This is a genomic window from Streptomyces sp. NPDC001348 (genome assembly GCF_053597535.1).
The window spans coordinates 128,633-152,589 of the sequence record NZ_JBSFIK010000017.1; the positions used below are offsets into that span (position 1 = coordinate 128,633).

The 23,957-nt window shown below is 70.1% G+C and carries 15 protein-coding genes and 1 pseudogene; 9 read left to right on the plus strand and 7 right to left on the minus strand.

What is annotated here, in order from left to right; all coding sequences use genetic code 11:
• Positions 1-11: 11 nt before the first annotated feature.
• From ACWC21_RS19865 to ACWC21_RS19875, 3 genes are all read right to left on the minus strand, one after another.
• On the minus strand, positions 12-1,004 hold the full coding sequence (locus ACWC21_RS19865) for an HpcH/HpaI aldolase/citrate lyase family protein (RefSeq protein ID WP_450883507.1): 993 nt from the start codon (positions 1,002-1,004) through the stop codon (positions 12-14).
• Positions 994-2,211 carry a CaiB/BaiF CoA transferase family protein gene (locus ACWC21_RS19870; RefSeq protein WP_450883509.1) on the minus strand — a complete coding sequence of 406 codons (1,218 nt, stop codon included), beginning with the start codon at positions 2,209-2,211 and terminating at the stop codon, positions 994-996. The genes ACWC21_RS19865 and ACWC21_RS19870 overlap by 11 nt, the downstream gene beginning before the upstream one ends.
• A gap of 229 nt (positions 2,212-2,440) precedes the next feature.
• Entirely contained in the window at positions 2,441-3,367 is a 927-nt protein-coding gene (locus ACWC21_RS19875; RefSeq protein WP_450883511.1) for a LysR family transcriptional regulator, read from the minus strand.
• Positions 3,368-3,547: 180 nt separating this feature from the next.
• On the opposite strand from ACWC21_RS19875, the gene ACWC21_RS19880 reads away from it, so the two are divergent.
• The 4 genes and pseudogenes from ACWC21_RS19880 to ACWC21_RS19895 all read left to right on the plus strand — a co-directional run bounded on the left by ACWC21_RS19880 (position 3,548) and on the right by ACWC21_RS19895 (position 9,731).
• Positions 3,548-4,999: a CitMHS family transporter gene (locus ACWC21_RS19880; RefSeq protein WP_450883513.1), complete on the plus strand. Its 1,452-nt coding sequence runs from the start codon at positions 3,548-3,550 to the stop codon at positions 4,997-4,999.
• Positions 5,000-5,062: 63 nt separating this feature from the next.
• Positions 5,063-5,380, plus strand: a pseudogene (locus ACWC21_RS19885) (phospholipase); the annotation flags it as partial.
• A 199-nt stretch (positions 5,381-5,579) separates the two neighbouring features.
• Positions 5,580-7,988 carry a glycoside hydrolase family 3 C-terminal domain-containing protein gene (locus ACWC21_RS19890; protein WP_450883515.1) on the plus strand — a complete coding sequence of 803 codons (2,409 nt, stop codon included), beginning with the start codon at positions 5,580-5,582 and terminating at the stop codon, positions 7,986-7,988.
• Between the two features lie 138 nt (positions 7,989-8,126).
• Positions 8,127-9,731 carry a carboxylesterase/lipase family protein gene (locus ACWC21_RS19895; RefSeq protein WP_450883517.1) on the plus strand — a complete coding sequence of 535 codons (1,605 nt, stop codon included), beginning with the start codon at positions 8,127-8,129 and terminating at the stop codon, positions 9,729-9,731.
• Between the two features lie 105 nt (positions 9,732-9,836).
• On the opposite strand, the gene ACWC21_RS19900 is transcribed toward ACWC21_RS19895, so the two are convergent.
• On the minus strand, positions 9,837-11,354 hold the full coding sequence (locus ACWC21_RS19900; RefSeq protein WP_450883519.1) for an APC family permease: 1,518 nt from the start codon (positions 11,352-11,354) through the stop codon (positions 9,837-9,839).
• A gap of 252 nt (positions 11,355-11,606) precedes the next feature.
• Here ACWC21_RS19900 and ACWC21_RS19905 point away from each other — a divergent pair, with 252 nt between their 5' ends.
• The 4 genes from ACWC21_RS19905 (at position 11,607) to lysA (ending at position 17,427) form a co-directional block, all read left to right on the plus strand.
• Complete coding sequence (locus tag ACWC21_RS19905) at positions 11,607-13,184, plus strand: B12-binding domain-containing radical SAM protein (protein ID WP_450883521.1); 1,578 nt, start codon at positions 11,607-11,609, stop codon at positions 13,182-13,184.
• Between the two features lie 5 nt (positions 13,185-13,189).
• Positions 13,190-14,755: a B12-binding domain-containing radical SAM protein gene (locus tag ACWC21_RS19910; RefSeq protein WP_450883523.1), complete on the plus strand. Its 1,566-nt coding sequence runs from the start codon at positions 13,190-13,192 to the stop codon at positions 14,753-14,755.
• 17 nt (positions 14,756-14,772) lie between these two features.
• Positions 14,773-16,041, plus strand: a complete 1,269-nt coding sequence (locus tag ACWC21_RS19915) for an MFS transporter (protein ID WP_450883525.1) — start codon at positions 14,773-14,775, stop codon at positions 16,039-16,041.
• Positions 16,042-16,116: 75 nt separating this feature from the next.
• Positions 16,117-17,427 (plus strand): diaminopimelate decarboxylase, encoded by a 1,311-nt coding sequence (lysA, locus tag ACWC21_RS19920; RefSeq protein WP_450883527.1) that lies wholly within the window; start codon positions 16,117-16,119, stop codon positions 17,425-17,427.
• Positions 17,428-17,524: 97 nt separating this feature from the next.
• On the opposite strand, the gene ACWC21_RS19925 is transcribed toward lysA, so the two are convergent.
• The 3 genes from ACWC21_RS19925 to ACWC21_RS19935 are packed head-to-tail and all read right to left on the minus strand — an operon-like array spanning position 17,525 to position 20,885.
• On the minus strand, positions 17,525-18,652 hold the full coding sequence (locus ACWC21_RS19925) for a GNAT family N-acetyltransferase (protein ID WP_450883529.1): 1,128 nt from the start codon (positions 18,650-18,652) through the stop codon (positions 17,525-17,527).
• Positions 18,649-19,905, minus strand: a complete 1,257-nt coding sequence (locus ACWC21_RS19930; RefSeq protein ID WP_450883531.1) for an ATP-grasp domain-containing protein — start codon at positions 19,903-19,905, stop codon at positions 18,649-18,651. Before ACWC21_RS19930 ends, ACWC21_RS19925 begins: the two co-directional genes overlap by 4 nt.
• A complete protein-coding gene (locus ACWC21_RS19935) occupies positions 19,902-20,885 on the minus strand; it encodes an aldo/keto reductase (RefSeq protein WP_450883533.1) in 984 nt (327 codons plus the stop codon). The genes ACWC21_RS19930 and ACWC21_RS19935 overlap by 4 nt, the downstream gene beginning before the upstream one ends.
• An 81-nt stretch (positions 20,886-20,966) precedes the next feature.
• Here ACWC21_RS19935 and ACWC21_RS19940 point away from each other — a divergent pair, with 81 nt between their 5' ends.
• On the plus strand, positions 20,967-23,933 hold the full coding sequence (locus tag ACWC21_RS19940; protein ID WP_450883535.1) for a non-ribosomal peptide synthetase: 2,967 nt from the start codon (positions 20,967-20,969) through the stop codon (positions 23,931-23,933).
• The last annotated feature ends 24 nt before the right edge of the window (positions 23,934-23,957 follow it).

The window sequence follows — 23,957 nt, forward strand, 5'->3', positions numbered from 1 at the left end:
GCAGCGGTCGGTCAGGTGGCCGTCGGCTTGCCCGCGGACGGACCGGCCCCCCGGATCCGCGCCCCGTACCGTCCGAGAACAAGGCGTGCCGTGGCGGCCATGGCCTCGTCGACCATCTCGCCCTGGAAGGTCACGGCACCCCTCCCGTCCTCCTGTGCCGCCTCGACCGCCGCTATCAGCTCGGCGCAGCGGTCGAGTTCGTCGGGAGCGGGGGAGAACACCTCATTGATCACGGGAACATGGGAAGGGTGGATCGCCATCATCCCCTGGTAACCGAGGGAGCGGTTCTGCTCGGCGAAGGCGCGCAGCCCCGGCAGGTCGGTGATGCGCGTCCACAGTCCGCTGACCGGCCAGGGCACTTCGGCCGCCCTGGCGTCCAGCAGAACGCGGGAGCGCAGTGCCACCGTCTCGGATCCCTGTGGGCTCCAGCGGTAACCGACGGCGCGTTCCACGTCGCCGCCCGGTGCGGTGAGTGCGCCCAGGTAGGCGATACGCGGTGCGGCTCGGGCGATGTCGTAGGACTCGCGCAGGCCACGGGCCGTCTCCAGCAGGGGTGTCAGGGCGACCTGTCCCGGGGACAGGCCCTGTTCCCGTTCGCACCAGCCCAGCAGCCGGTCGGCAAGCTGCACGTCCTGGGCGGAGGAGACTTTGGGGAGCACGATCCCGGCGAGCCCGGGCCGTACGACCGCACGCAGTTCCTCGGCCCCCGCCCAACCGTCCAGCGGGTTGACCCGCACGAACAGCGCCATCCGCCCCGCCCGGTCGGCCGGCGCGGCGGCGGCCCGCGCGAGGGCGTCGGCCACCTGCGCACGTGCTGCGAGCTTGTCCTGGGCGGGCACCGCGTCCTCCAGGTCGAGGATGGCCGCGTCGGCGCCCGCCGCCCGGGCCTTGGGCAGCCAGTCGGTCCTGGTGCCGGGGACGAAGAGCAGGGAACGCAGCGGGGGCCGGTCGACCGTTCCGGCGTCCACCTCGGCAAGGCCCTTCGAAGACGCTTCAGATGACATCGCTCTTCTCCAGGTCGGCCAGCTCGATCTCGCTGATCCCGAGCCACTGCCCGTAGACGAGGTGGTTGTCCTGCCCGAGGGCGGGACCCGTCCGCCAGACCCGGCCGGGCCGCTGCCTGAAGTGCGGGATCACCGCCTGCATACGCACCGGACCGAGGTCGGGGTCATCGACGGTGACGATGTCCTCGCGTTCGGCGTACACAGGGTCGGCGGCGATGTCCGCGGCGTCGAACACCCGTGAGGCCACGACTTCGGCGCGGGCGAACTCGTCGAGGCACTCGCCGGTGCCGCGCTCCGCCACCCAGTTCCGCAGGCCCTCGTCCAGTTGTCCGCGCCGGTCGTGCTGTTGCCGCGCCGTGGCGAACTCCTCCTCGGGCAGTCCCAGCAGGCGGGCGATGTTGCGGACCGAGCGCAGCGTCGCGGAGGTCACCGTGATCCACTCGCCGTCGCGGGAGCGGTAGGTGTTGATCACGGCCGCGGGGGCGACCGCCAGCTGGTTGCCGGAGCGTTCGGGCACTCGTCCCAACTGGTCGTGGACGATGACCTGCCACTCGACGAGACGGAACAGGGACTCGAAGAGGGCGAGGTCGATCCACTCGCCGTCGAACCCGGGGTCGTGGTCACGGCGGTGCAGGGCGGCGAGGACCGCGTAGGCGCCCATCAGGCCGGTCACGGCGTCGCCGTGCGAGAAGCCGGTGTGGACGGGTGGCCCGTCGGGAAAGCCGGTCAGGTGGACGACTCCGCTGCGCGCCTCACCCATCTTGCCGAAGCCCGGGGCGTCCGCCTGTGAGGAGGTGGCGCCGAAGCCGGAGATCTGCAGCAGTACGGCGCGGGGGTTGATCCGGTGCACGGATTCCCAGTCGAGCCCCCAGTCGCGCAGGCGTCCGGCGCGCAGGGTGACGATGACGACGTCGGCCCAGGCGACGAGCCGGTGGGCGACCCTCCGGCCGGCCTCGTGGTGCAGATCGAGGGTGACCGAGCGTTTGTTGCGGCCGGCGACCTTGAACCACAGCGGGACACCGTCGCGTTGCGGCCCCATGGCGCGGGCCGTGTCCCCGGTGCCGGGGGGTTCCACGTGTACGACGTCGGCCCCTTGGTCGGCGAGCATGGAACCCGCCAGCGGCCCGGCCACCACATGGGCGAACTCGACCACCCTCAGCCCGTGCAACTGCCCGCGTCCGGTGGTGTTGCGCTCGTCGTCCGACACCGATGTGCTCCCTCGCCCCTGCGCTTCGCCCTGGTTCCCGGCCACGCCGTCCGCGTTGCGCGACACGGTCGTCGCGGTTCGGGTCTTCAGACTGCAGGAGCGGAGAAATGCCTGTCGAGCAACAGAAGACCATCAATCAATGCGAAGAACGCATGAATCGGGGAAGGGCGGGTGCGCCGGCCGGCCCGGGTGGTGCGGGGCCCAGGCCCCGCGGCGACCCCGGGCGGCCTCATGCCCAGGACACCCCGGGTGGAAGAGCGCGGCCCCGGAGGCGGAACTCTTCGAGGGTCTCCAGGAACCGCTCCGTCACGGTGGGGAGCGTGCGCCGAACGCGCAGCGCGACATCCAGGCGCCGGTACACCACCGGGTCCACCAGAGGACGGCAGACGACGGGCCCGGCACCCATCAGCGGGAGCACGAGGGCGGGCATCGCCGACACCCCGAGGCCGGCGGCCACCAGTCCGCCCACGGTCGCGACACTGCCCGCCTCTGCCGCCGGTACCGCATGCGCGTCGATCTGGGCGAACGCCGCATCGGTGAGCCGGCGCACGCTCGAGTCGCGCCCGACGGCCAGGAACGGCTGACGAGCCAGATCGTCCCAGGCGATCTCGTCCCGGTCGGCCAGCGGGTGGCCTTCCGGCAGCACCGCGACGAAGCGGTCCCTGGCCAGGGGGCGGTGCTCCAGCTGCTCGGGCGGGTCCCCGACGGTGGTGATCGCGAAGTCGGCGTCACCGGACAGGACCCGCTCCAGTACCGGCCGCTCCAGACCGTCCTGGAGGCGTACCGCCACCTGCGGCCGCCGCTCGCGGAAGTCGGAGATCACCTGCGGCAGGAGTACCGCGGCAACCGAGGGAAGGGTGGCCACGTCGACCGTTCCCGACTCGCCGAGCAGGAACCGCCTCAGCTCCTTCATGCCCGCCCGGTGAGCGGTGACGATCTGCTCGGCGATACGCAGGGCCTCGGCGCCCGCCGCGGTCAACTGCACGTTGCGGGTGTCCCGTTCGAGGAGCTGGACGCCCAGTACTCGTTCCAGGTCCGCGACCGCGCGGCTGAGCGAGGACTGGGACACGTGCATCTCCGCGGCGGCCGCCGTGAAGCTCGCGGCCCGGGCGACGGCCGCGTACGCGGCCAGTTGGCGCAAGGTGGTGGCCTCCATGGCCCACGAGCATAGGGCGCACTTGCTCAAATTAATGCGCTTATCGCATGAACAGATCTCGGTTTGATGCTGGACACCGATCCGTCGGTGCTTCGAAACTCTCGCGTAACACCTCGGTCCGTCCCCGCCCAGCCACGCCCACCGCCGCCGAGGGCCGTCCCCGAGAAAGCGAGCGCCGCCATGCTGGCAGCCCTGGGCTTCGCCACGATCGCCGCCATACTGCTGATCACCATGACCGAGCGCGCCTCGGTGCTGGTCGCGCTCATCCTGCTTCCGGTGCTGGCGGCGCTCATCGGCGGCTTCGCGGGTGATCTGGGCGAGCTGGTTCTCGGCGGACTGTCCAAGGTGGCCCCCACCGGCATCATGATCGCCTTCGCCGTCCTGTACTTCAGCCTGATGGTGGACGCCGGGCTCTTCGATCCCCTGATCCGCGGGCTGTTGCGCGTGGCCCGTGGCGACCCGCTGCGGATCACCGTCGTCACAGCCGTCCTCACACTGTGCGTGGCTCTGGACGGCGACGGCGCCTCCACCTTCCTCATCACCGTCTCCGCGCTGCTGCCGGTCTACAAGAGACTGGGTATGAACCCCCTGGTGCTGTCCGGGGTGGTCTGCCTGGGCGCGGGCGTGATGAACATGATCCCCTGGGGCGGCCCGACCGTACGCGCCATGGCGGCGCTGAAACTGGACAGTTCCGAGGTCTTCAACCCCGTACTGCCCGCGATGGGCTTCGGCATCGCCTGGGTGCTGGTGGCCTCGTACCTGCTCGGCCGCAGGGAGCGCGATCGTCTCGGCGCGCTGTCCCCGGCGGGTCCGGCCACGGACGTGCCCGAGCACGAGGAGAAGCGGGACGACCGTGAACCCGCCCCTCCGGCGACTGCCACGACCACCCCGAGTCCCGCGGCTGCCGAGCCGAGCGGGCAGGCCACTGCCACGACGGTCGGCGGGCAGGAGCGGCAGAGCCTCCGCTCCCCCGGGGAGGGACCCGGCGCCGTCCGGGTCCCGCCGCTGCCGCGTACCTGGCTGAACGTCTTCAACCTCCTGCTCACCGTCGCACTCGTGGTCTGCCTGATCCAGGAAGTGCTGCCGCTTCCCGTGCTGTTCGTCCTCGGGTTCGCGATCGCGGTGCTGGTCAACCACCCCACCTGGGAACAGCAGCAGGCGCTGCTCGACAAGCACGCCAAGAGCGTCGTCCTGGTCACCACGATGATCTTCGCGGCCGGTGTCCTCACCGGGGTTCTCAGCGGCACCAGGATGCTCGACGAGATGGCCGAGGCGCTCGTCTCCGTCGTCCCCGGCTCCTTCGGGTCGCACCTGCCCGTCGCGGTGGCCGTCACCAGCATGCCGCTGAGCCTGCTCTTCACTCCGGACGCCTACTACTTCGGGGTGCTGCCGGTACTCGCCGAGACCGCGCACGGGTTCGGCACGGACCCGGCCGAGGTGGCCCGGGCTGCCGTCCTCGGCCAGATGACCACCGGGTTCCCGCTCAGCCCGCTCACCGCGTCCACCTTCATCCTGGTCGGCATGAGCGGTGTGTCCCTCGGCGAACACCAGCGCTTCATCTTCCGCTGGGCCTTCGCCACCACCCTCGTCATGACTGCCGGCGCCCTGGTGACGGGCGCCTTCTCCCTGTGACCGGCGACCCGACCCACACAGGGGCACCTGGTGCGGCTGCCCCACCGACCGAGACGAGGACCCATGAGAGGGATCACCAGACGCACGGTGCTCACCGTCACGGCAGGCGCGGTCACGGCGCCGGCCGTGAGCACGGCGACCGCCGCGGCCGCCGACACCACGACAGCCACATCCCCAGGGCGACCGGCGGCCCGGAGATCCGATCCGATCCTGCGAACCGACCTTCTGACGCGGGTGACACCGAGGAACAACTGGCTGGTGACAGCCATCGCCATCCAGTACTCGCACCGCATCGACTTACGCGGCGGGGCGGTCCCGCCCTCCGCCTTCCAGGTGACGGCCACGGTGGGAGGGCGGACAGCGGCTCGCACCGTGACCCGCATCTACTCGAATGGCTTTTCGCACAGTCCCGGTAGCCCGCCCCCCTACGGCGGTCACCCGGTCCACCACCGTGGCGCACACACATGCCGTCCAGCAAGGGACATGCACCGTTCAGACAGGAATCGTCGAGTCATTTCCTCGGTGAGGAGTCCGCATGCAGCTCAGTCGGACAACAGCACGACGGCGCAGGAGAGGCCGGTTGCGCCGCACGGCCCTGACAGCGGGAGTGAGCGCGATGCTCCTCGCCGCGGGCACGGTCGTCGCTCCCGGCGCCTCGGGCGCGGGCGACCCCCGGTTCACCGCCGGCGTGTCTCCCCGCGTCGCCGCTCTGATCGCCCGGATGTCGCTGGACGAGAAGTTGTCCTTCGTCCACGGAGGCACCGATCCCCGTGCGCTGGGCCAGGCCGGGTACATCCCCGGGGTTTCCCGCCTCCACATCCCCGAACTGCGGCTCACCGACGGTCCTGCGGGCGTCCGGGTCAACGCGCACGCCACCGCGATGCCCGCGCCGGTCGCGCTCGCCTCGTCCTTCGACGACCGGCTGGCCCGTGAGTTCGGCCGGGTCGTCGGACGCGACGGCCGCGCCCTCGGCCAGGACGTCCTGCTCTCACCGATGACGAACATCATCCGGGTGCCGTACGCGGGGCGGAACTTCGAGACCTTCAGCGAGGACCCGCTGCTCAGCTCCCGCATGGTGTCCGGCGAGATCGGGGGCATTCAGAGCCAGGGCCTGATCGCCACCGTCAAGCACTACGCGGAGAACAACCAGGAAGACAACCGCATGGGGGTGAACGTCAACGTCGACGAGCAGACCCTGCGCCAGATCGAGCTGCCCGCCTTCCAGGCCGCCGTCAAGGCCGGCGCCGGTGCGGTGATGTGCTCGTACAACTCGGTGAACGGCCGTCACGGCTGCGGCAGCGCCGAACTGCTCCAATCGATCCTCAAGGAGCAGTGGGGCTTCCAGGGCTGGGTCATGTCGGACTGGGGTGCGGCCCACGCGACGACCGACATCGTGAACGGCCTCGACCAGGAGATGCCGAGCGGCGTCTTCCTGGGTGACGAACTGAAGACCGCGATAACGAACGGCACGGTTCCGGTCTCGAAGCTCAACGACTCGGTGGCCCGCATCCTGGGCCAGATGCAGAGATTCGGTCTCCTCGACGGCACCGCGGGCCGACGGCCCGCACGCGATCCCAAGGGCGGCGCCAAGATCGCGCAGAAGGTGGCCGAGTCCGGCTCGGTCCTGCTGAAGAACGCCGGCGAGGCGCTTCCGCTGACCGGGAAGAACACCAGCATCGGACTCATCGGCCCGACCGCCAGGACCCCGAAGGTCACCGGCGGCGGCAGCTCCCACGTCGTACCGGACTCCGCGGCCTCGCCGCTGGAGACCATCACGCGGCGGGCCGGCCGCCACGCCACGGTGCGCCATGCGGCCGGCGTCGACAACACCGGCGCGCCCGTTCCCGCGACGGCCCTCAGCCCCGCCCTGCCGGTCGGCTCGGACGGCACGATCACGGTCGCGTCGGACGCCCCCTTCGACTACAGCGGCACCCTCACCGTGCCGGCCGAGGGCGACTACTCCTTCGTCTACGACCTTCCCGCCGCGTACGGCACGCTGCAGATCGACGGCAGCAGCGTCATCACCGGCTTCCTGGGTTCCAGCAGCGCCACGGTGCACCTCACGGCGGGAAGCCACAGCTTCGCGGCCGCCGCCCTCGCGATCCAGGGCGCACCGGCCAAGATCCGGCTGAACTGGGTCACCCCGCAGGCCGCGCGGGCCGCGCGGGCGCAGGCAGTGGCCCTGGCCCGCCGGGTGAAGACCCCCATCGTCTTCGCCTACGACGACGGAACCGAGGGCTTCGACCGGAAGAACCTCTCCCTGCCGGCCGACCAGAACGGGCTCATCTCCGCCGTCGCCGACGCCAACCCGAACACCATCGTCGTCCTCAACACGGGATCGTCGGTCGCCATGCCGTGGCTGTCCAGGGTCAAGGCGGTGCTCGACACGTACTACCCCGGGGAAAACGGGGCCCAGGCCACCGCCCGGCTGCTCTACGGCGACGTGAACCCGTCGGGCAGGACCACCCAGACGTTCCCCGCGAGCGAGTCCGCCACACCGGTCGCCGGCGACCCGCGCAGGTACCCGGGGGTGGACGACCAGGAGAACTACTCCGAAGGCGTCTACGTGGGCTACCGCTGGTACGACAAGGAGAAGGCCGCCCCGCTGTTCCCCTTCGGCTACGGCCTGTCGTACACCTCCTTCGGATACCGCGACCTCAGGGTCCGGCAGCGCCACGGCGAGCTGACCGTCTCGTTCACCCTGAGGAACACCGGTACCCGCGACGGTGACGAGGTGGCCCAGGTCTACGTAGGTGCGAGCCCGAGGACCACCGCGCCCCAGGCGGTGCGCTCGCTCGGCGGTTACCGGAAGGTGCGGCTGCGCGCCGGTCAGTCGAAGACCGTACGCATCCGGGTCGACGCACAGCAGTTGAAGTACTGGAACACGTCCTCCCACTCCTGGGTGTTCGGCACCGGGCACCGGGAGGTGTGGGTCGGTTCCTCGTCGCGGACCCTCCCCCTGCACGGCGGCGTCGACGTCACCCGCTGACCGCCGGGTGCGCACCAGCGGCCGGGTGACGAACGGCGTTCGATGCCGGGCCGCCCCCGGTCCGGCCCCCTCCCCCCTACCGGCAAGGGTGCCGGCCGCACCGTCGCGGCCGGCACCCGGCCAGAGAGGTCCCCATCCATGACTGTCAGCAGAATCCGTGCTGCCCTGGGCGGCGCGTTGGCCATGTCCCTCGCCGTCGTCGGGCTGCTGCCCGCGACGGCGTCCGCGAGTGCGCCGGCCGTGGTGCCCACCGACAAGGGCGCCGTGCGCGGCGCCACCTCGGACGGCGTCGAGAGGTTCCTCGGCATCCCCTACGCGGCGGCGCCCACCGGCGCCCTGCGCTGGAAGCCGCCGCGGCCCGCGGCGCGGTGGACCGGTGTCCGGGATGCGGCCGCCTTCGGCAGTCCCTGCCCCGTACTGCCCAGCGGCAACGGGCCACGCAGCGAGACCGAGAACTGCCTCGACGTCAACGTGTGGCGGCCGTCGGCCGTGCGGGCCGGCGCCCGCCTTCCCGTGCACGTCTTCATCCACGGGGGTGGCCTGACCAACGGGAGCGGCTCGCAGAACGACGAGTCGAAGCTCGTCAAGGAGACGGGAGTCGTCGGCGTCTCGCTCAACTACCGACTCGGTGTGTTCGGCTTCCTCGGCCTGCCCGCCCTCACCCAGGAGGGCGGCGAGTCCGGCAACTACGGGTTCATGGACCAGCAGGCCGCGCTGCGCTGGGTGCAGCGCAACATCGCCGCCTTCGGCGGGAACCCCCGCGAGGTCACCATCGACGGCGAGTCCGCGGGCGGCTGGTCGGTCTGCGGTCATCTGGTGTCGCCCGGCTCGCGCGGGCTGTTCGCCCGCGCCATGATCCAGAGCGGCTCGTGTCCCAGCGGGCCGCAGGGCCGGGCCGAGGCCGCGGGGACGGCGTTCGCCCGGCAGACGGGATGCGACGGCACGGACCAGGCGGCCGTCCTGGACTGTCTGCGGTCGGCTGCGGTGGGTACGCTCCTCGACGCGAGCCGGACCTTCTCGGCCGGCTTCGTGGACGGGACGCCGACGTTCCCGACGCCGGTGCACCAGGCGCTTGACCGCGGGGAGTTCACCCGCGTGCCCGTGGTCGTCGGCGCCAACCGCGACGAGGGCCGCACCTTCGCCGCGGGCTACATGGGCGCGGGCAAGGAGGCCTACCTCGCCTTCGTCCGGGGGGTCGCCGGCACCCGCGCCGACGAGGTCCTCGCCCGTTACCCCTGGCCCGGCACGTCCGACCGGTACACCGCGGCGTACCTCGTCGGCGCGATCATGACCGACGCGGGGATGATCTCGGGGATCGGTGGGTGCGGGCTGCGCTCGCTCGCCCGGACCCTGGAGCGGTACACCCCCACGCATGCGTACGAGTTCGACCACCGGACCGGTCCCGGCCTGACGCAGATTCCCGGCTACGTCTGGGGCGCCGGCCACGCCGCGGAACTCGCCTACATCTGGCCCAGTTTCGACAACGGCACACCCATCGCCCCGCTGTTCAACGCCGACGAGCGCCGGCTCGCCCATGAGATGACGCGGTACTGGGGCGCGTTCACGAGGACCGGCCGGCCGTCCGTCGCCCGGCAGGCGGCCTGGCCCGCCTATCACAGGGGCAAGGGCCTGACGCTGTCGCTGCGGGCGGGGGGCAGGAGTGCCCTGATCGACGACGACCGGTACTCGACGGAACACCAGTGCGCGTTCTGGGACACGATGCCGGGCACACGGCACTCCTGAACGGCAGGGGACTGCCGACCGCCGTGCTCCGGCCCGCTCTTCCGTCACCGGCTCGGGCTCGCTCCGGATCCTGTCCAGGGCTCGGCAGCGCCAGGGCCGGAAGTCTCAGGAGCGCCTGCGGGTCGGAGCACCGGCGAACCAGAAGGCGACCCCGATGAGAACGAAGACCACCAGGGGGATGGCCTCCGTGGCGAGATACGTCCAGCGTTCGGAGGCGTCCCAGCCCGAGGGGGCGTATCCCGGGCCGAACCAGTGCGCGCCGATGCCGGGCAGGAGCAGCTGGACGGCGGCGAAGGCGATCAGGGCGGTCAGCAGCCAGCCGACGGTGCGCGGGTACCGGACCCGGTAGGGCCTGGGGACGTCGGGGTACTTGCGCCTGAGGACGTGCAGCGCGGGGAAGATCCCGAGGTAGCTGAGCAGGGTGGTGGAGAGCGCCAGCGAGAGCACCGCGCCGAACAGCTTGGCGGCATCGCCCCCGGTGAGCTGGTGTGCGAGCACGAGGACCCCGGTGGAGACGAGGCCGCTGAGCAGGTTGACACGGACGGGGGTGCCGAGCCGTTCCGAGATGACTCCGAGGGCGCGGGGTCCGGCGCCGTCGTAGCCGCTGACCGCCAGCGCCCGATCGGTGCCCATGAGCCATGCGACACCGGAGGAGAGCAGGGTGAGGATGAACAGCACCGCGCAGATGCCGCCGAGCACCAGTCCGGCGCCGGTCAGGGTGACTGTGCCGTCGGGTCCGGTGGAGCCTCCGTACACGCTGAAGACCTGTCGCATCGCGTCGAGGAAGCCGCTGAGCCCTGTGACGGCCTTGGCCGGGAGGACGAGCAGGACGCCCAGGACCGGCAGGGCGTAGAGGAGTACGGCCAGCACGCCGCTGCGGAAGATGGCCGCGGGTACGTCCCGCCGGGGGTCGACCATCTCGTCACCGGCGCTGTTGGGGAGTTCGAAACCGACGTAATTGAATATCAACACCGGCACGAGGGTGACGAATCCGGACCAGCCCGGCTTGAAGTCGGCGAGGCCGAAACCGTGCACGCCGTGCCGGGCGGCGTGGATGAGCACAGTGCCGGTGAAAAGGATCAGCAGCGCCAGCCGGGTCCAGCCTCCCAATACGGGGATCCACTTGCCGACACGGAAGGAGACCACGGCCGTCAAGATGCCGAACCAGACAAATCCCAGCGTGAAGAGATAGAAGCCGAGGGTGCCGAACGGCCGGCCGTCGCGGAAGAAAGCAGTGAAGGCCGTCACGGCGGAGACCGTGAGCGTGCCGCCGAACCACACCGGGTTGGTGACCCAGTACATGAAGGTATTGACCGCCCCGACGAGGTGGCCGAAGGCGAGCCGGACCCAGAGATAGGGGCCGCCCTCCTGAGGGAAAGCAGTGCCCAGTTCGGCGCAGAGCAGGGCGGACGGCACGAAGAAGACGATCGCCAGCACGATCATCCAGGTGAAGGCCTGCGGTCCACGGGCGGCGACGGTACCGATGGTGTCGAGGCCGACCAGAGTGCAGAGAAGGAAGAAGAGGATGTCGAAGTGACCGAAGTGGCGTCTCAGCTTCCGGATTTCGAGATCGGAGTCGGCAGTACGAAGGACCGGCGTCGTGCGGGGCGATTGAGTGTCCACGAGGCAGAATGCTGCATAACCGCCTGATGTTGCGCAAGAATGCGTTCAGGATTTTCGCAGAAATCCCTTCACGGCCGGAGGATTTATGACCTTCCCTCTCATTCGCGCCCGCTTCGACTGACCGGTTGATCCCACTCCGTTTTAAGGGCTCTCTTGCAATTATTACTCCTTGACCCGCCATCAGGGATGCGGTGACACTGGTCACTTCGACTGACCCTGCGCTTCGGCCGCTCACTCCTGGGAGCCTCACGCATGAAAGTCAACCTCTACTATGCGCCATTTCCCTCGCAGATGTTTCGCGGCTTCGACGAGCCGATCAACACCGAACGGCCGCTGAATCCGAAGAGTGCGCTGCCGACGCTGGCGAGTGGGCTGCGGATGTTCGCGGAGACGATGGGATTCGACTGCGAAATCGAAATCGTCGACATGCAGCTGGGTGGCCAGCGCATCGCGTACAAGACCATCCCGTACGGTCCGCACCAGATGGACTGCTATCGCTTCGGTTCTCCTTTCGAGGACTACGTCGAAAAAATCAAGGAAGCCGAGATCCACGGGCTGACCTGCAACTTCACCAACAGCGCACAGATCACCGCCGATCTGGCGCAGTTCATCAAGAGCGTCAATCCGAAGGCGTTCGTGGTGGCGGGCGGTGTGGACCCGACGGCCCGGCCGCAGTACTACCTGGAGCGCGGGGTGGACCTGGTGGTCCAGGGCGAGGGGGAGTGGGTGTTCTCGCGTGTCGTCCAGGCCTGGGCCGAGGGCGGCGACTTCAGCACCGTGCCGAACATCGCGACCCGCGAGCGCACGGCGCGGAAGGTCGACATGTCCCACCTGGTCGACATGAACACCCTGCCGCCCATGGCGCTCGACCTGGTCGGTGACCTGTCCTTATACACCGACACCGCCGAGGGGCCGCCCCCCGAAGGCGTCGGCACCAACTTCATCTGCTGGGAGACCTCCAGGGGCTGCGCCTGGCGCTGCTCCTTCTGCACGGCCCCCTCCCGCGGCAAGTACCGCTACATGTCGCCCGCGGCCGTCGAGGAGCACCTCAAGTACTTCCGCTCACGGGGCATCCGCACGATCGTCTGGCAGGAGGACAACCCGCTCTCGCGCATCCAGCAGAACGGGACGGGCCGGTTCCTGTACGACAGCGGCCGGGAGGAACTCCTGGAGATCTTCCGGATGATCCGCGAGTACGGCTTCGCCTGGGAGTTCGCCAACGGCATCGAGTTCGGCAAGTTCCGCCAGAACGGGCGCTTCGACCACGAGCTGGCCCAGGCCCTGCTGGGCAACGACAAGTCGGCCGACGGTTGGACCGGCTGCTACCGGGTGCAGATCCCGCTCGACAACATGAACATCGGCAAGAGCCGTTTCCCCAAACTGCTCGGCTTCGACGAACAGGTCGACATCCTGGCGACCATGCTCACCGACTACGGTGTCGGCCACCAGACCTACGACCTCTTCATCGGCTATCCGGAGCAGGACGCCGAGGCCATCGACCAGTTCAACGACTACTGCCTGCGCATCAAGGACGAGCTGGGCGCCCTCGGCGGCTCCTCGTACCAGCCCTACTTCAACGTCTTCAACCTGTCGCTGCTGCCCGGCGCCCGTGACTGGACGACACTGCACGACCTCCTGGCCTTCGACGTGGAGGCGAACCCGGAGGTGATCGGGATCTTCCTCTCCGCGATCGACAACCCCCACTTCACCTACTGGGACATCTACCAGAAGCGGCTGGAGATGACCAACTCCCTCAACGACCGTGAGCTGCACCGTCTTTACGACGGCATCTATGCGGGCAGCGGTACGCACGACGGCGCGGGAGCGTGAGCGGCATGCTCGTCGATCTCTACTACGCGCCCTACCCCGGGCAGCGGTTCGCCGGGGAAGCCGAGACGATCAGCCCCGTACGTGTCCTCAACCCGAAGAGCGCGCTGGCCACACTGGCGGCCGGCACCCGCAGCTTCCTCGCACAGTGGGGGGTCGAGGCCCAACTGCGGATCATCGACACCCAGGTGGACGAGGACGAGCCGGTGCTCTACAAGTCCTTCGACTACGGGCCGCGGGTCATCGAGTGCCTGCGCTTCGGTGGGGCGTTCGAGCGCTACGACACCACGCTGCGCGAGGCCGACATCATCGGCATCTCCAACAACTTCACCAACTCGGCGGGCTCCGTCACCGACTTCGCCAAGCACGCCAAGGCGGTCAACCCGCGGGCCCTGGTGGTCGGCGGCGGCATGGACGCCACCGCCCGTCCCGAGTGGTACCTGGACAACGGCTTCGACGTGATCGTCCAGCTGGACGGCGAGTATCTCTTCGCCAAGGTGGTCGAGGCCGTCGCCAAGGGGCAGCCGCTCAACCAGGCGGCGTTCTGCCGTGAGTACAACGGCGGTCACATCGTCTTCGGCGGCCCGTCCCTCAAGATGGACGAGCTGGAGCCGATGGCTCTCGACCTCGTCACCAACTACCAGGACTACAACGACACCGGCGAGGGCACCCCGCCGCAGAACGTCGCCACGCCCTTCATCTGCTTCGAGTCGTCCCGCGGCTGCTACCGCACCTGCTCGTTCTGTGCGACCCCGATGCGGGGCAAGTACCGCCACATGTCGCCGGAGGCGGTCGAGAAGCACTTCGCCTACTTCCGGAAGATGGGCATCCGCAACATCCTCTTCCAGGAGGACAACATCCTCTCCCGCCTCCAGCGCAGTGGCCGCGGCACCATGCTGCACCGCAGCGGTCGCGAGGAGGTCTTCGAGATCTTCCGGATGGCGCGGGAGTACGGCTTCTCCTGGGAGTTCGCCAACGGGCTCGAGTTCGGCAAGTTCCTGGACCTGGGGAAGCCGGACCTGGAACTGATGGAGCACCTGTTCTGGAGCGACCGCTCCGGTGACATCTGGCGCGGCTGCTACCGCGTGCAGATTCCGCTCGAGTTCCTCGGTGAGGATCCGACCTCGAAGTTCAACAAGCTGCGTGGCTTCGAGGAGGAACTGGAGATCCTCGACGCGATGCTCGGCTTCGGCGTCACGTATCAGACCTTCAACGTGCTGATCGGTCACGACGGCGACGACCGGCCGGCGATCGACCAGTATCTGCGCCGAAGTCTGCAGCTGCGCGAGGCACTGCTGGACCGTGACTCCCGTGTGGTGCCGTACTTCAACGTCTACAACCGGACACTGCTGCCGGGTACGGCCGACTTCCGCAACAAGCACGAGCGGCTCGAATTCGACATCGAAGAGAACCCCGAGGTGATCAGCGTCTACCTCGCTCCGATGAACAGCGATCACCTCTCCTACTATGATCTCCTCGACGAACGCCTGCGCATGATGCGGGAGTTGAACGGAGATCTGATCGACCAGTACGACGGCATCCACCGCAAGCCACTGAGCGAGACCAGCGGCTGAAGGAAGAGGAGCAGCGTGTGACCGCACCACCGCGACGGCGGTACGGTTTCGGCGCCCTCTGGCTCGGTCAGAGTCTGTCCCTGGTCGGTACCCAGGTGGGCACGCTGGCCCTCCCGTTGCTCGCGGTGGTGTCGCTCGACGCGAATGCCGGGCAGCTCGGGGTGATCGCCACCCTGCGCTATCTTCCGTTCCTGCTCTTCGCGCTGCCGCTGGGCCCTCTCGTCGACCGGGGGGACCGCCGCCGGCTGATGATCGTCGCGGACGTCGCCCGTGCGGCACTGGTACTGGTCCTGCCGGTGCTGCACGCGATGGGCTGGCTGCGGCTGTGGTGGCTGTACGCGGTGCCGTTCCTGGTCGGCGTCTTCCAGGTGCTCTTCGACTCGGCGTATCTCGCCTACGTCCCCCAGCTCGTCGGCCGCGACAGGCTCACCCGCGCCAACCGCAATCTCCAGGCCAGCCAGTCCGCCGCCGATCTCGGCGGGCCGGGTCTGAGCGGGCTGGTCTGCGCCGCGGTCGGCGCCGCCGGCGCCCTGGTCATCGACGCATTCTCCTTCGCCTTCTCGGCACTCACCCTGGCCCTGATCAGGCCGACGCCCCAGCAGGCCGTCGAGAAGGCGGTGCCCGGCGGCGTACGGCAGGCGGTAGCCGTCTGGTGGCAGGACGTCAGGGCCGGGCTGGTCTTCGTCTTCGGCCGGCCCGAACTGCGGGCGCTGGCCATCGAGACGGCCGTGTTCAACGCCTGTGAGCAAGGCGCCCTGGTCCTCTACCTGGTCTACGCGGTACGGGAGTTGGAATTCTCGCCGCTGCTGCTCGGACTGTCGCTCGCCGCGGCCGGCATCGGCTCTACGCTCGGCACCTTCCTGTCCGAGGGCTCGGCCCGCCGGATCGGCCTGGGGCCCACCATCGCGGCCGGCTCCCTGCTGGGCTGCAGCGCGTTCCTGCTGGTGCCCGCGGCCTCGGGCGGCCGGCTCGCCGTCTTCGCCGTGGTCTGCTCGGGGTTCGCCGTCTCCGGCCTGGCGACCGGTGTCTCCAACGTCCTGCAGGTATCGCTGCGCCAGACCCTCACGCCGGACACCATGACCGGCCGAATGACAGCTTCGTTCCGGTTCGTCGCGTACGGCATGGTGCCCCTGGGCACCATAACCGGTGGCGTGCTCGGCACCGCCCTGGGACTGCGCGAGGCGCTGTGGGTGATGTCCGGCGCACTGTTGTTCGGGCCGCTCGCGATCATCTGTTCGCCTCTGCCCCGCAGGCGGGCCCTGCCTGCTGACAGGTCGTCAATCTGAAGTGGCGACAGGGCTTTCCGGATTCGGACGTCGATAGGATCGTCGCCGACCGCTCAGCTCATGGAAGGACGCACGGTGGACAGGTTTCGCTATCACGACGGAGTGCTGCGCTGCGAGGGAGTGGACCTGGAGGAGCTGGCCGCCGAGCACGGCACTCCGACGTACGTCTACTCGCGCGACACCTTCCGTACCCACCTCGCGGATCTCACCGCGGCCTTCTCCGAGTTGCACCCGCTGGTCTGCTACGCGGTGAAGACCTGCAGCAACCTCCATCTGCTGCACGAGCTGGGCGCGGGCGGCGCCGGGGCGGACGTGGTCAGCGGAGGCGAACTGCACCGGGCCCTCACAGCGGGCATCCCTGCCGAGCGGATCGTGTTCGCCGGGGTGGGCAAGTCGGAGTCCGAACTGCGAGAGGCTCTCTCCGCCGGAATCGGCTGCGTCAATGTCGAGTCCGAGTCCGAGCTCGAACTGCTGGGCCGGGTGGCCCGGTCGATGGGCCGTACCGCGCGGGCCGCGATCCGGGTCAACCCCGACGTGCAGAGCGAGGGGACCCCGGAGAAGACCACCACCGGTGTCCGGGGCAGCAAGTTCGGCATCGATCTGGAGCGGGTGCCCCGGCTGTTCGCCCGCGCCTCGCTGCTGGACCACGTCCGGCTGACCGGTGTGCATGTCCACCTCGGCTCACCGATCCACTCCCCGGAGCCCTACATCGTCGCGCTCACCAGGGTGCTGGACCTGGTCGACAAGCTGAGGGCCGACGGCCACGAGATCGAACTCATCAACATGGGCGGTGGTTTCGCCGCCGAGTACGAGACAGGGGCCGCACCGGGCTGGGGCGTGTACGCCGACGCGATCACGCCCGTCCTCAAGCCGTTCGTGGCGGCCGGCGGCAAGGTCGTCATGGAGCCCGGACGCTCGATCGCCGCGAACGCCGGTGTCCTGCTGACCCGGGTGCGCTACCTGAAGGACGCCGGGCGGCACCGGGTGGCGATCGTCGACGCCGGGATGAACAACCTCATCCGCGCCGCGCTGTACGACTCCTTCCACTTCATGTGGCCCGTCCGTCCCGTCGACGGTCTGGTGCCCCCCACCCGCTCCGGGCGGATCGACCAGCCCGGTCTCACCGGCTACGACATCGCCGGGCCGATCTGCGAGTCGACCGACTACCTCGCCCGGGAGCGCCGGCTGCCGACGCTCGCCGAGGGCGACCTCATCTGCATCTTCGGTGCCGGGGCCTACGGCATGGCGATGGCCAGCCAGTACAACTCCTCGCTCCGCCCGGCCGAGGTGCTCGTCGACGGCTCCACCAGCCGTCTGATCCGCCGCCGTGACACCTATGCGGACCTGGTCGAGGCGGAACTGGGCCTTCCTGGCAGCGAGTTGTGAGACAGGGCTCCCGCACCGAGGCCGCGGGACACCCGGCGGCGGAGCCAAGTCCCCGGTGGGGAGCGGCGCCGCAGGCCGGGCCTGGCCGCCGAAGGGGTCAGCCGGTCGCGTCCAGATAGTCCTCGCCGGGGAGCAGGAGCGCGGAGCGTACCGACTCCCGGCTTCCCCGCGGGGGCCAGACCAGGGCGTAGGTGCTGCGCAGCCGGGCGCCGCGCAGGATCTTGCCACGGTAGGCGCCGGTGCCGAGGTCGAGCCAGGCAAGGCCGCGTGACGTCGCGAGGGCGAGCGGCTCGTAGACGGCGAGGTTGAAGTAGGCGTACGGGCCGGCGTCCGGCGCGAAGCCGGCGGCGCGGACGTGCAGGGTGTCGCCCCAGAGATAACAGAGGGCGAAGCCGGTGACGCGGCCGTCGCGGCGTTCGAGGAAGACCTCGCTCCACGGATCGAGACAGGCCGCCTGCTGCCCCAGGTACGCCGTCATCGACTCGTCGGTGTCGTCCGCGCCGTACTTGCGCTGGAGCAGGCCGAGCAGCGGTCCCGCCTCCCGGTAGCACTCGGAGAGCCGGACGCGGTGGACCGTGCCGCCCGAGTCGGCGAACGCGCGGGCCTCGCGCTGCCATTCGCGGCGGCGCCGGGCGGAGCGTTCGGTGCCCACCGTCGCGACCGGGATGACCGCCTCCGCGGACAGCGGGGCGTACGAGGGCGCCGGGACGTCGGGCGCGTGCGCGGTGAGTGCGGCGAGGCACTCCTCGGCGTGGGCCTGCGGGGCGTACAGCAGGGCCGTCGCCGCGGCACCGAGGGCCTCGGCCAACTCGGCCGCCGCCTGGATCAGCCGGGCGATCACCCGCGCGCGGCTCGACGCGGGCAGCGCCGGGTCGACGAGCACTCCGCCGTGGTAGCCGGCCCGTGAGCCGAGCAGGAGAAGCGGCATCCAGAGGAGACGGTCCGCCTCCGCCTCGGCTCCCAGACGGGGGACGGCGAGCAGGTCGAGCGGGTGGTAGGCCTGGTTCATCGAGACACCGGAGCCGCCGCGCCAGAAGTAGGTGGGCAGCGCGCCGACCACAAAACCGTCCGGTTCCTCCGCGAGCAGGTACCGGCTCTCGTAGTCGTCGGATCCTTCGGCCCATTCCAGCCAGGGGCGGCCGAGGTAGACGGTGCGGCCGGCCGACAGTCGCGCCCAGTCCACGGGATCGAGTTCGTGGACGCTGCGGATGTGCCGCACTCTCATCCGGCGGGCTCCCCCTGGTACAGGCCCGTCTGCTCGATCTCGCGGACGCGCCGGTAGTCGTGCTCGATCTGCTCACGGTCGCCGAGCAGATACAGGTGCCCGGGCGAGCTGAACAGGTCGACGGTGCGGCGGACCTCGTTTCCGCCGGCCAGAAGGTCGATCGAGCCGCAGAGGTAGCTGGGCAGCGCGCGCACCTCCGCGAGCGGTCCGGCAGCCAGGTGCCCGTCCCGCGGGGCGATCAGGCACACCACCCGCAGGCTCCGCAGGAGCCGGTAGCCGGTGCCGGGCAGGCGGGCGAACCCGGCGGGATCGGTGTACGCGTCGACGGTGAGCGACACCTGGCTGTGACCGGTGGCGGCCCGAGGGCCGCGGGAGGTGACGGCGCCCTCCAGCCTCGCGCCGATCTCGATCAGTACGGGTCCGCGCGAGGTGAGCATCACCTCGGCGTGTGCGGGGCCGTGGGCGATGCCGAGAGCGTCGAGGACCCGTACCACGTAGGCGGCCAGGTCGCGCTGCGGATCGCCGTCGGGTGCCAGCAGGTCCTGGTAGTCGTAGACGACGGCGCCGTCGACGCTCGCCCGCTGCTCGCGCCAGATCTCGTGGACGAAGTGGAGCCCGTCCCGGCTCACCGTGTTGACGAAGTACTGGTCGCCTGCGAGGAATTCCTGGGCGAGGACCAGCTCGTTGAAGTTGCCCATCTGGTCGGTCCGCCGGTGGATACGGGCGAAGGCGTCGCGGGCCTGGGCCTCGTCGGCGCAGATCGCCACCGAGTCGGAGCCCGCGCTCGCGAGTGGCTTGACCACCAGAGGCCAGTGTCCGCCGGCGTCGGCCCAGTCGATCATCTTCTCCACGTCGTCGCAGACGGTGCTCTCCGCCGCGTCCACCCCGGCCAGGCGCAGCTGTTCGGCCATCGCGTACTTGTCGCGGCGGCAGAGACTGAGCCGGGTGCCGTTGCCCAACAGGCCCAGGCTTTCGGCGAGTTCGTCGGCGGCCCGCACTCCCCATTCGGAGCCGGCGATGACCAACGACGGCTGATGGAGCGAGACCTCGGCGGCCGGGTCGGCCACCGATCCGAGATCGATGACGGCCCGGTAGAGCTCGGGACGAAAGGCCAGGCGGTACGCCGCAGGCATCTGTCCCGGGGTGAAGGCGGCCACGGTGTCCCAGCCGCGCCGGGCGAACTCCTCGGCGAGTTGGGAGCCCGTCGAGACGGGGTCGACCACGGCCACGACGGGCCGTTTCGGCGGCGTCACTGCGACCACTCCGTCGGCACCCGGTCCCAGCGATGGCGGCGCAGCTCGCCCATCAGTTCGGCCGGCAGGGCGACTCCGTCGCTGACGGAGAGATTGGCCCGGACGTGCGCGGGGGTGCGCATGCCGGGAATCACCGTACTGAGCGCCGGGTTCTGGAGGATGAAGCGCAGGGCGAGCTCGGCCATGGTCATCCCTTCGGGGACGACGGGGCGCAGGCGATCCGCGCGTTCCACACTGGCCGCGAGATTGTCCGGGACGAAGTAGCTGTTGCGCCAGTCCCCTTCGGGCCAGCGGGTGTTCGTGGTCAGGGTGCCGGTGAGAGTGCCCTCGTCGAACGGTACCCGGGCGATCACGGCGACGTCGTGCCGGGCGCAGGCGGCGAAGAGCTCGTCCTCCGGGGCCTGGTCGAAGATGTTGTAGATCACCTGAACGGAGTCGACCAGGCCGGTCTCCAGCGCGGCCAGCACGTTGGTGGGCTCCCACCGGTTGACGCTGATGCCGACCGCCTCGACCAGACCGAGGTCCTTCATCCGGGCTGCCTGGGCCAGCCACTCGTCGTCGGCCGCCCAGCTGTCGTCCCACACGTGGTACTGCATCAGATCGATGCGCCCCACCCCGAGGTTCTTCCGGCTGAGCGCCAGATACTCCGCCACGTGGGCGTCGGGGAAGACATCGTGGAACCGCGCGCCCGGGCGTGGGGGCCAGTTCCGGTCCAGCGGCGGAATCTTGGTGGCGATCCGGATCGCCCCGTCGGGGTACTCGGCGCGTAACTCGCCCAGCAGCAGCTCGCTGTGGCCTCGGCCGTAGATCCAGGCGGTGTCGAAGAAGGTACAGCCCTGATCCACGGCGAGGCGCAGCGCCTCGCGTCCGCTGCCGTCGTCACCGCCTGTCCAGCCACCGGGGCCGCCACCGATGCCCCACATGCCGTAGCCGATCTCGCCGACTTGCCACCCAGTCCGGCCGAAGCGACGAAGACGCACCGACAGCTCCCCTCTCGGACTTACTGTCAATTGGCAAGCAATGGTACAGGGTTGGCCTTCCACGACCGTGAGGGGAGAACCGTGCACTCCGCGCTCAGACACCAGCTCCTGACCGACTTCCAGGGGCACCGGGTGGACTATCCCGCCGACCGGACGACTATTCACCTGATCGAGGAACAGGCGCGGCAGGCCCCCCAGCGGCCCGCACTGCTGTGGGACGACACCTGCCTCACCTACGGCGAGACCATCGAGCTGGCAGCGGCCTGGGCCGGTGAATTACGCAGGCGCGGCGTACGCCGCGGCGATTTGTTACCCGTGATCACGGCCGGCGGCCACGAGCTGGCCGTGGTGATGCTGGCCGCGATGAAGCTGGGCGCGCCGTTCGTGCCCATCGACGACGCGTGGCCCGAGCACCGTCTGCACGAGAGCGTCACGGCGCTGCGGCCGCCGCTGGCGGTGCGGACCGGCCCCGGCCCGGTTCCCGCGCTCGGTGTGCCGGTACTGCGCGTGACCGGGACCGGCGCGCCCGACGGTGTGCGGCCCGTGCGCGACGCGGTGCCCGGCGCCGACGAGTTGATCTACGGCTTCTTCACCTCCGGCTCGACGGGGACTCCCAAGTGCGCGCTCAACGGCCATCTCGGACTGCTCAACCGTTTCCTGACCATGACACGGCGCTTCGGCGCGGGCCCGGACGTGGTGCTGCAGAACAGCCGCCATGTCTTCGACTCCTCCATGTGGCAGCTGCTCTGGCCGCTCACCAAGGGCAGCCGGGTGGTGCTGCCTCGCCGGGAAGGCGTCCTCGACCTCACCCGGACCATCGACGAGATCGCCCGGCACCGTGTCACGATGACCGACTTCGTGCCCTCGGTCTTCAACACCCTGGTCGATCTGCTCGACTCCGACCCGGGAATGCCGGCGCGGCTCTCCTCCCTGCGGCACCTGCTGATCGGCGGCGAGGCGATCGACCCGAGCGCCGTCCGCTCGTTCCGCGAGCTGCTGCCGGAGGTCAGACTCACCAACACGTATGGGCCGACGGAGTGTTCGATAGGTTCCGTCTTCCACGAGATCTCGGATGCCGACACCGGACCGATACCGATCGGCCGCCCGATCGACAACACCTGCGCCGTGCTGCTCGACGGAGACGGGGCACTGGTCGCACCCGGGCAGGTCGGTGAGATCCACCTCGGCGGCGACTGCCTGGGCGCCGGTTATCTGCACGATCCGGCCCGCACGGCGGACGCCTTCGTGGAGAACCCCTTTCCCGAGCTGCCCGGGCGCCGGCTCTACCGCTCGGGAGACCTGGCCTGGCAACGGCCCGACGGGCTGCTGATGTTCGTCGGTCGGCAGGACCAACAGGTCAAGCTGGGAGGGGTGTTGATCGATCTGCTGGAAGTGGAGGCCGCGGTCGCCGCGCACCCGCAGGTGGTGCAGGCCCGGGCGGTGATCCACGGCGAGGGCGATCTGCGCAGTCTGGTGTGCTGCGTCACCACCGACGCGACGCTCACTCCCACCGAACTCGACGCGCACAGTCGTGCCCTGCTGCCCGCCCACGCGGTGCCGCGTACCTTCCTGCTGCTCGACCGGATGCCGCTCACGCCCAACGGCAAGACCGACCGCCGGGCGCTCACCGAACTCGCCTCCCTACGGCTCGCCGGTCGGGCAGGGGGCGGGCGGCTCACCGCCCAGGAGGAGACCGTCGCCGCGCTGTGGCGGGAGCTGCTGGCCGATCTGCACGGTGCCGCCCCGGGCCCGGACGCCGACTTCTACGCTCTCGGCGGTACCTCGCTCACCCTTCAGCGGCTCTCGGCCGCCATGCACCGCGCCTTGGGCGTGCGTGTCCCGCCGCGTCATCTCGCCGCCGCCGCGACGCTGCGGGAGCAGGCGGCGCTGCTGCACCAGGACGGTGCGAGTCCCGACGACCGCGCACTGCTGCTCGCCGACGTCGCGCACGCGTCGGTCCTGCGCCCCGGGTCCGGTCCGGCACCCACCGGCGAACCGCTCGAAGTGCTGCTCACCGGCGTGACGGGCTTCATCGGCGCCCATGTGCTGGCAGAACTCCTCGACCGCACCGACGCGGTGGTGCACTGTCTGCTGCGCACCGGTGGCCGGGCCGACCGCGTCGCCGAGGTGATGGCCCGGTTGGGGCGGCCCTACGACGCGCGGCGGATCGTTCCCGTACCGGGTGATCTGGCACAGCCCCGACTGGGCCTGAGCAGGAAGGCCTGGAACCGGCTGGCCGGACGCGTCGACTCACTGCTGCACTGCGGCGCGCTGGTCAATCTGGCCCTGGGCTATCCCGGACTGCGCGCGCCGAACGTGGTGGGTACCGGAGAGCTGCTGCGGCTCGCCACCACCGGCCGGCCCAAGCGTCTGCATCACCTCTCCACCCTCGGTGTCTTCCCGGACGAGGACGGCAGAGAGCGCGTGCTGGAGGAGGACCCGCTCCCGGAGGAACTGCCCGAGGACGGCTACAGCCGCTCCAAGTGGGCCGCCGAGCAGCTTCTGACGGCGGCCAGGGCACAGGGCGTACCGGTCACCGTCCATCGGCTCGGCGAGGTCATGCCGCACTCACTCACCGGCGCGGGCAATCGGCAGGCCCAGCTGGATCTGCTGCTGCGCGCCTGCGCCCGCCTCGGCCTCGGCCCGCGTACGACGGCCGTCACCGACTGGACACCGGTCGACGAGGTCGCCACGGCGGTGGTGGGTGCCCTGGGCACCGGCCGGGACAACGAGACCTTCCACCTGCTACGGCCGGGGGCCGTCCCGCTGGAGCGGGTCCTGGCGGCGCTGGCCGAACAGGTGCCGCTCCGCCCGGTGGACTATCCGGACTTCCACCGCGCGGTGGCGGCCGGCGGCGACGAGTCACCCCTGCTCACCTTCCTGCCGGAACCCGATTCCGACGGCCTCGACGCTCTGTTCCGCAACGGCCACTTGCGCTTCTCCGCCAAGCGAGGCACCGAGCTCGCCGATTCCTGCGGCCTGGCCTGGCACCCCACCACCGACACCGAACTCCTCAACTGCACGCGGTGGGTCGTGCGGAACCCGTAACCGGTATTTCGGTCGCCGCGTGGG

What these genes read in the sequence shown, in the direction of transcription:
- ACWC21_RS19865 (WP_450883507.1), bottom strand. Translation starts at nt 1,004, where the DNA reads ATGTCATCTGAAGCGTCTTCGAAGGGCCTTGCCGAGGTGGACGCCGGA.
- ACWC21_RS19875 (WP_450883511.1), bottom strand. Translation starts at nt 3,367, where the DNA reads ATGGAGGCCACCACCTTGCGCCAACTGGCCGCGTACGCGGCCGTCGCC.
- ACWC21_RS19880 (WP_450883513.1), top strand. Translation starts at nt 3,548, where the DNA reads ATGCTGGCAGCCCTGGGCTTCGCCACGATCGCCGCCATACTGCTGATC.
- ACWC21_RS19895 (WP_450883517.1), top strand. Translation starts at nt 8,127, where the DNA reads ATGACTGTCAGCAGAATCCGTGCTGCCCTGGGCGGCGCGTTGGCCATG.
- ACWC21_RS19905 (WP_450883521.1), top strand. Translation starts at nt 11,607, where the DNA reads ATGAAAGTCAACCTCTACTATGCGCCATTTCCCTCGCAGATGTTTCGC.
- ACWC21_RS19910 (WP_450883523.1), top strand. Translation starts at nt 13,190, where the DNA reads ATGCTCGTCGATCTCTACTACGCGCCCTACCCCGGGCAGCGGTTCGCC.
- ACWC21_RS19925 (WP_450883529.1), bottom strand. Translation starts at nt 18,652, where the DNA reads ATGAGAGTGCGGCACATCCGCAGCGTCCACGAACTCGATCCCGTGGAC.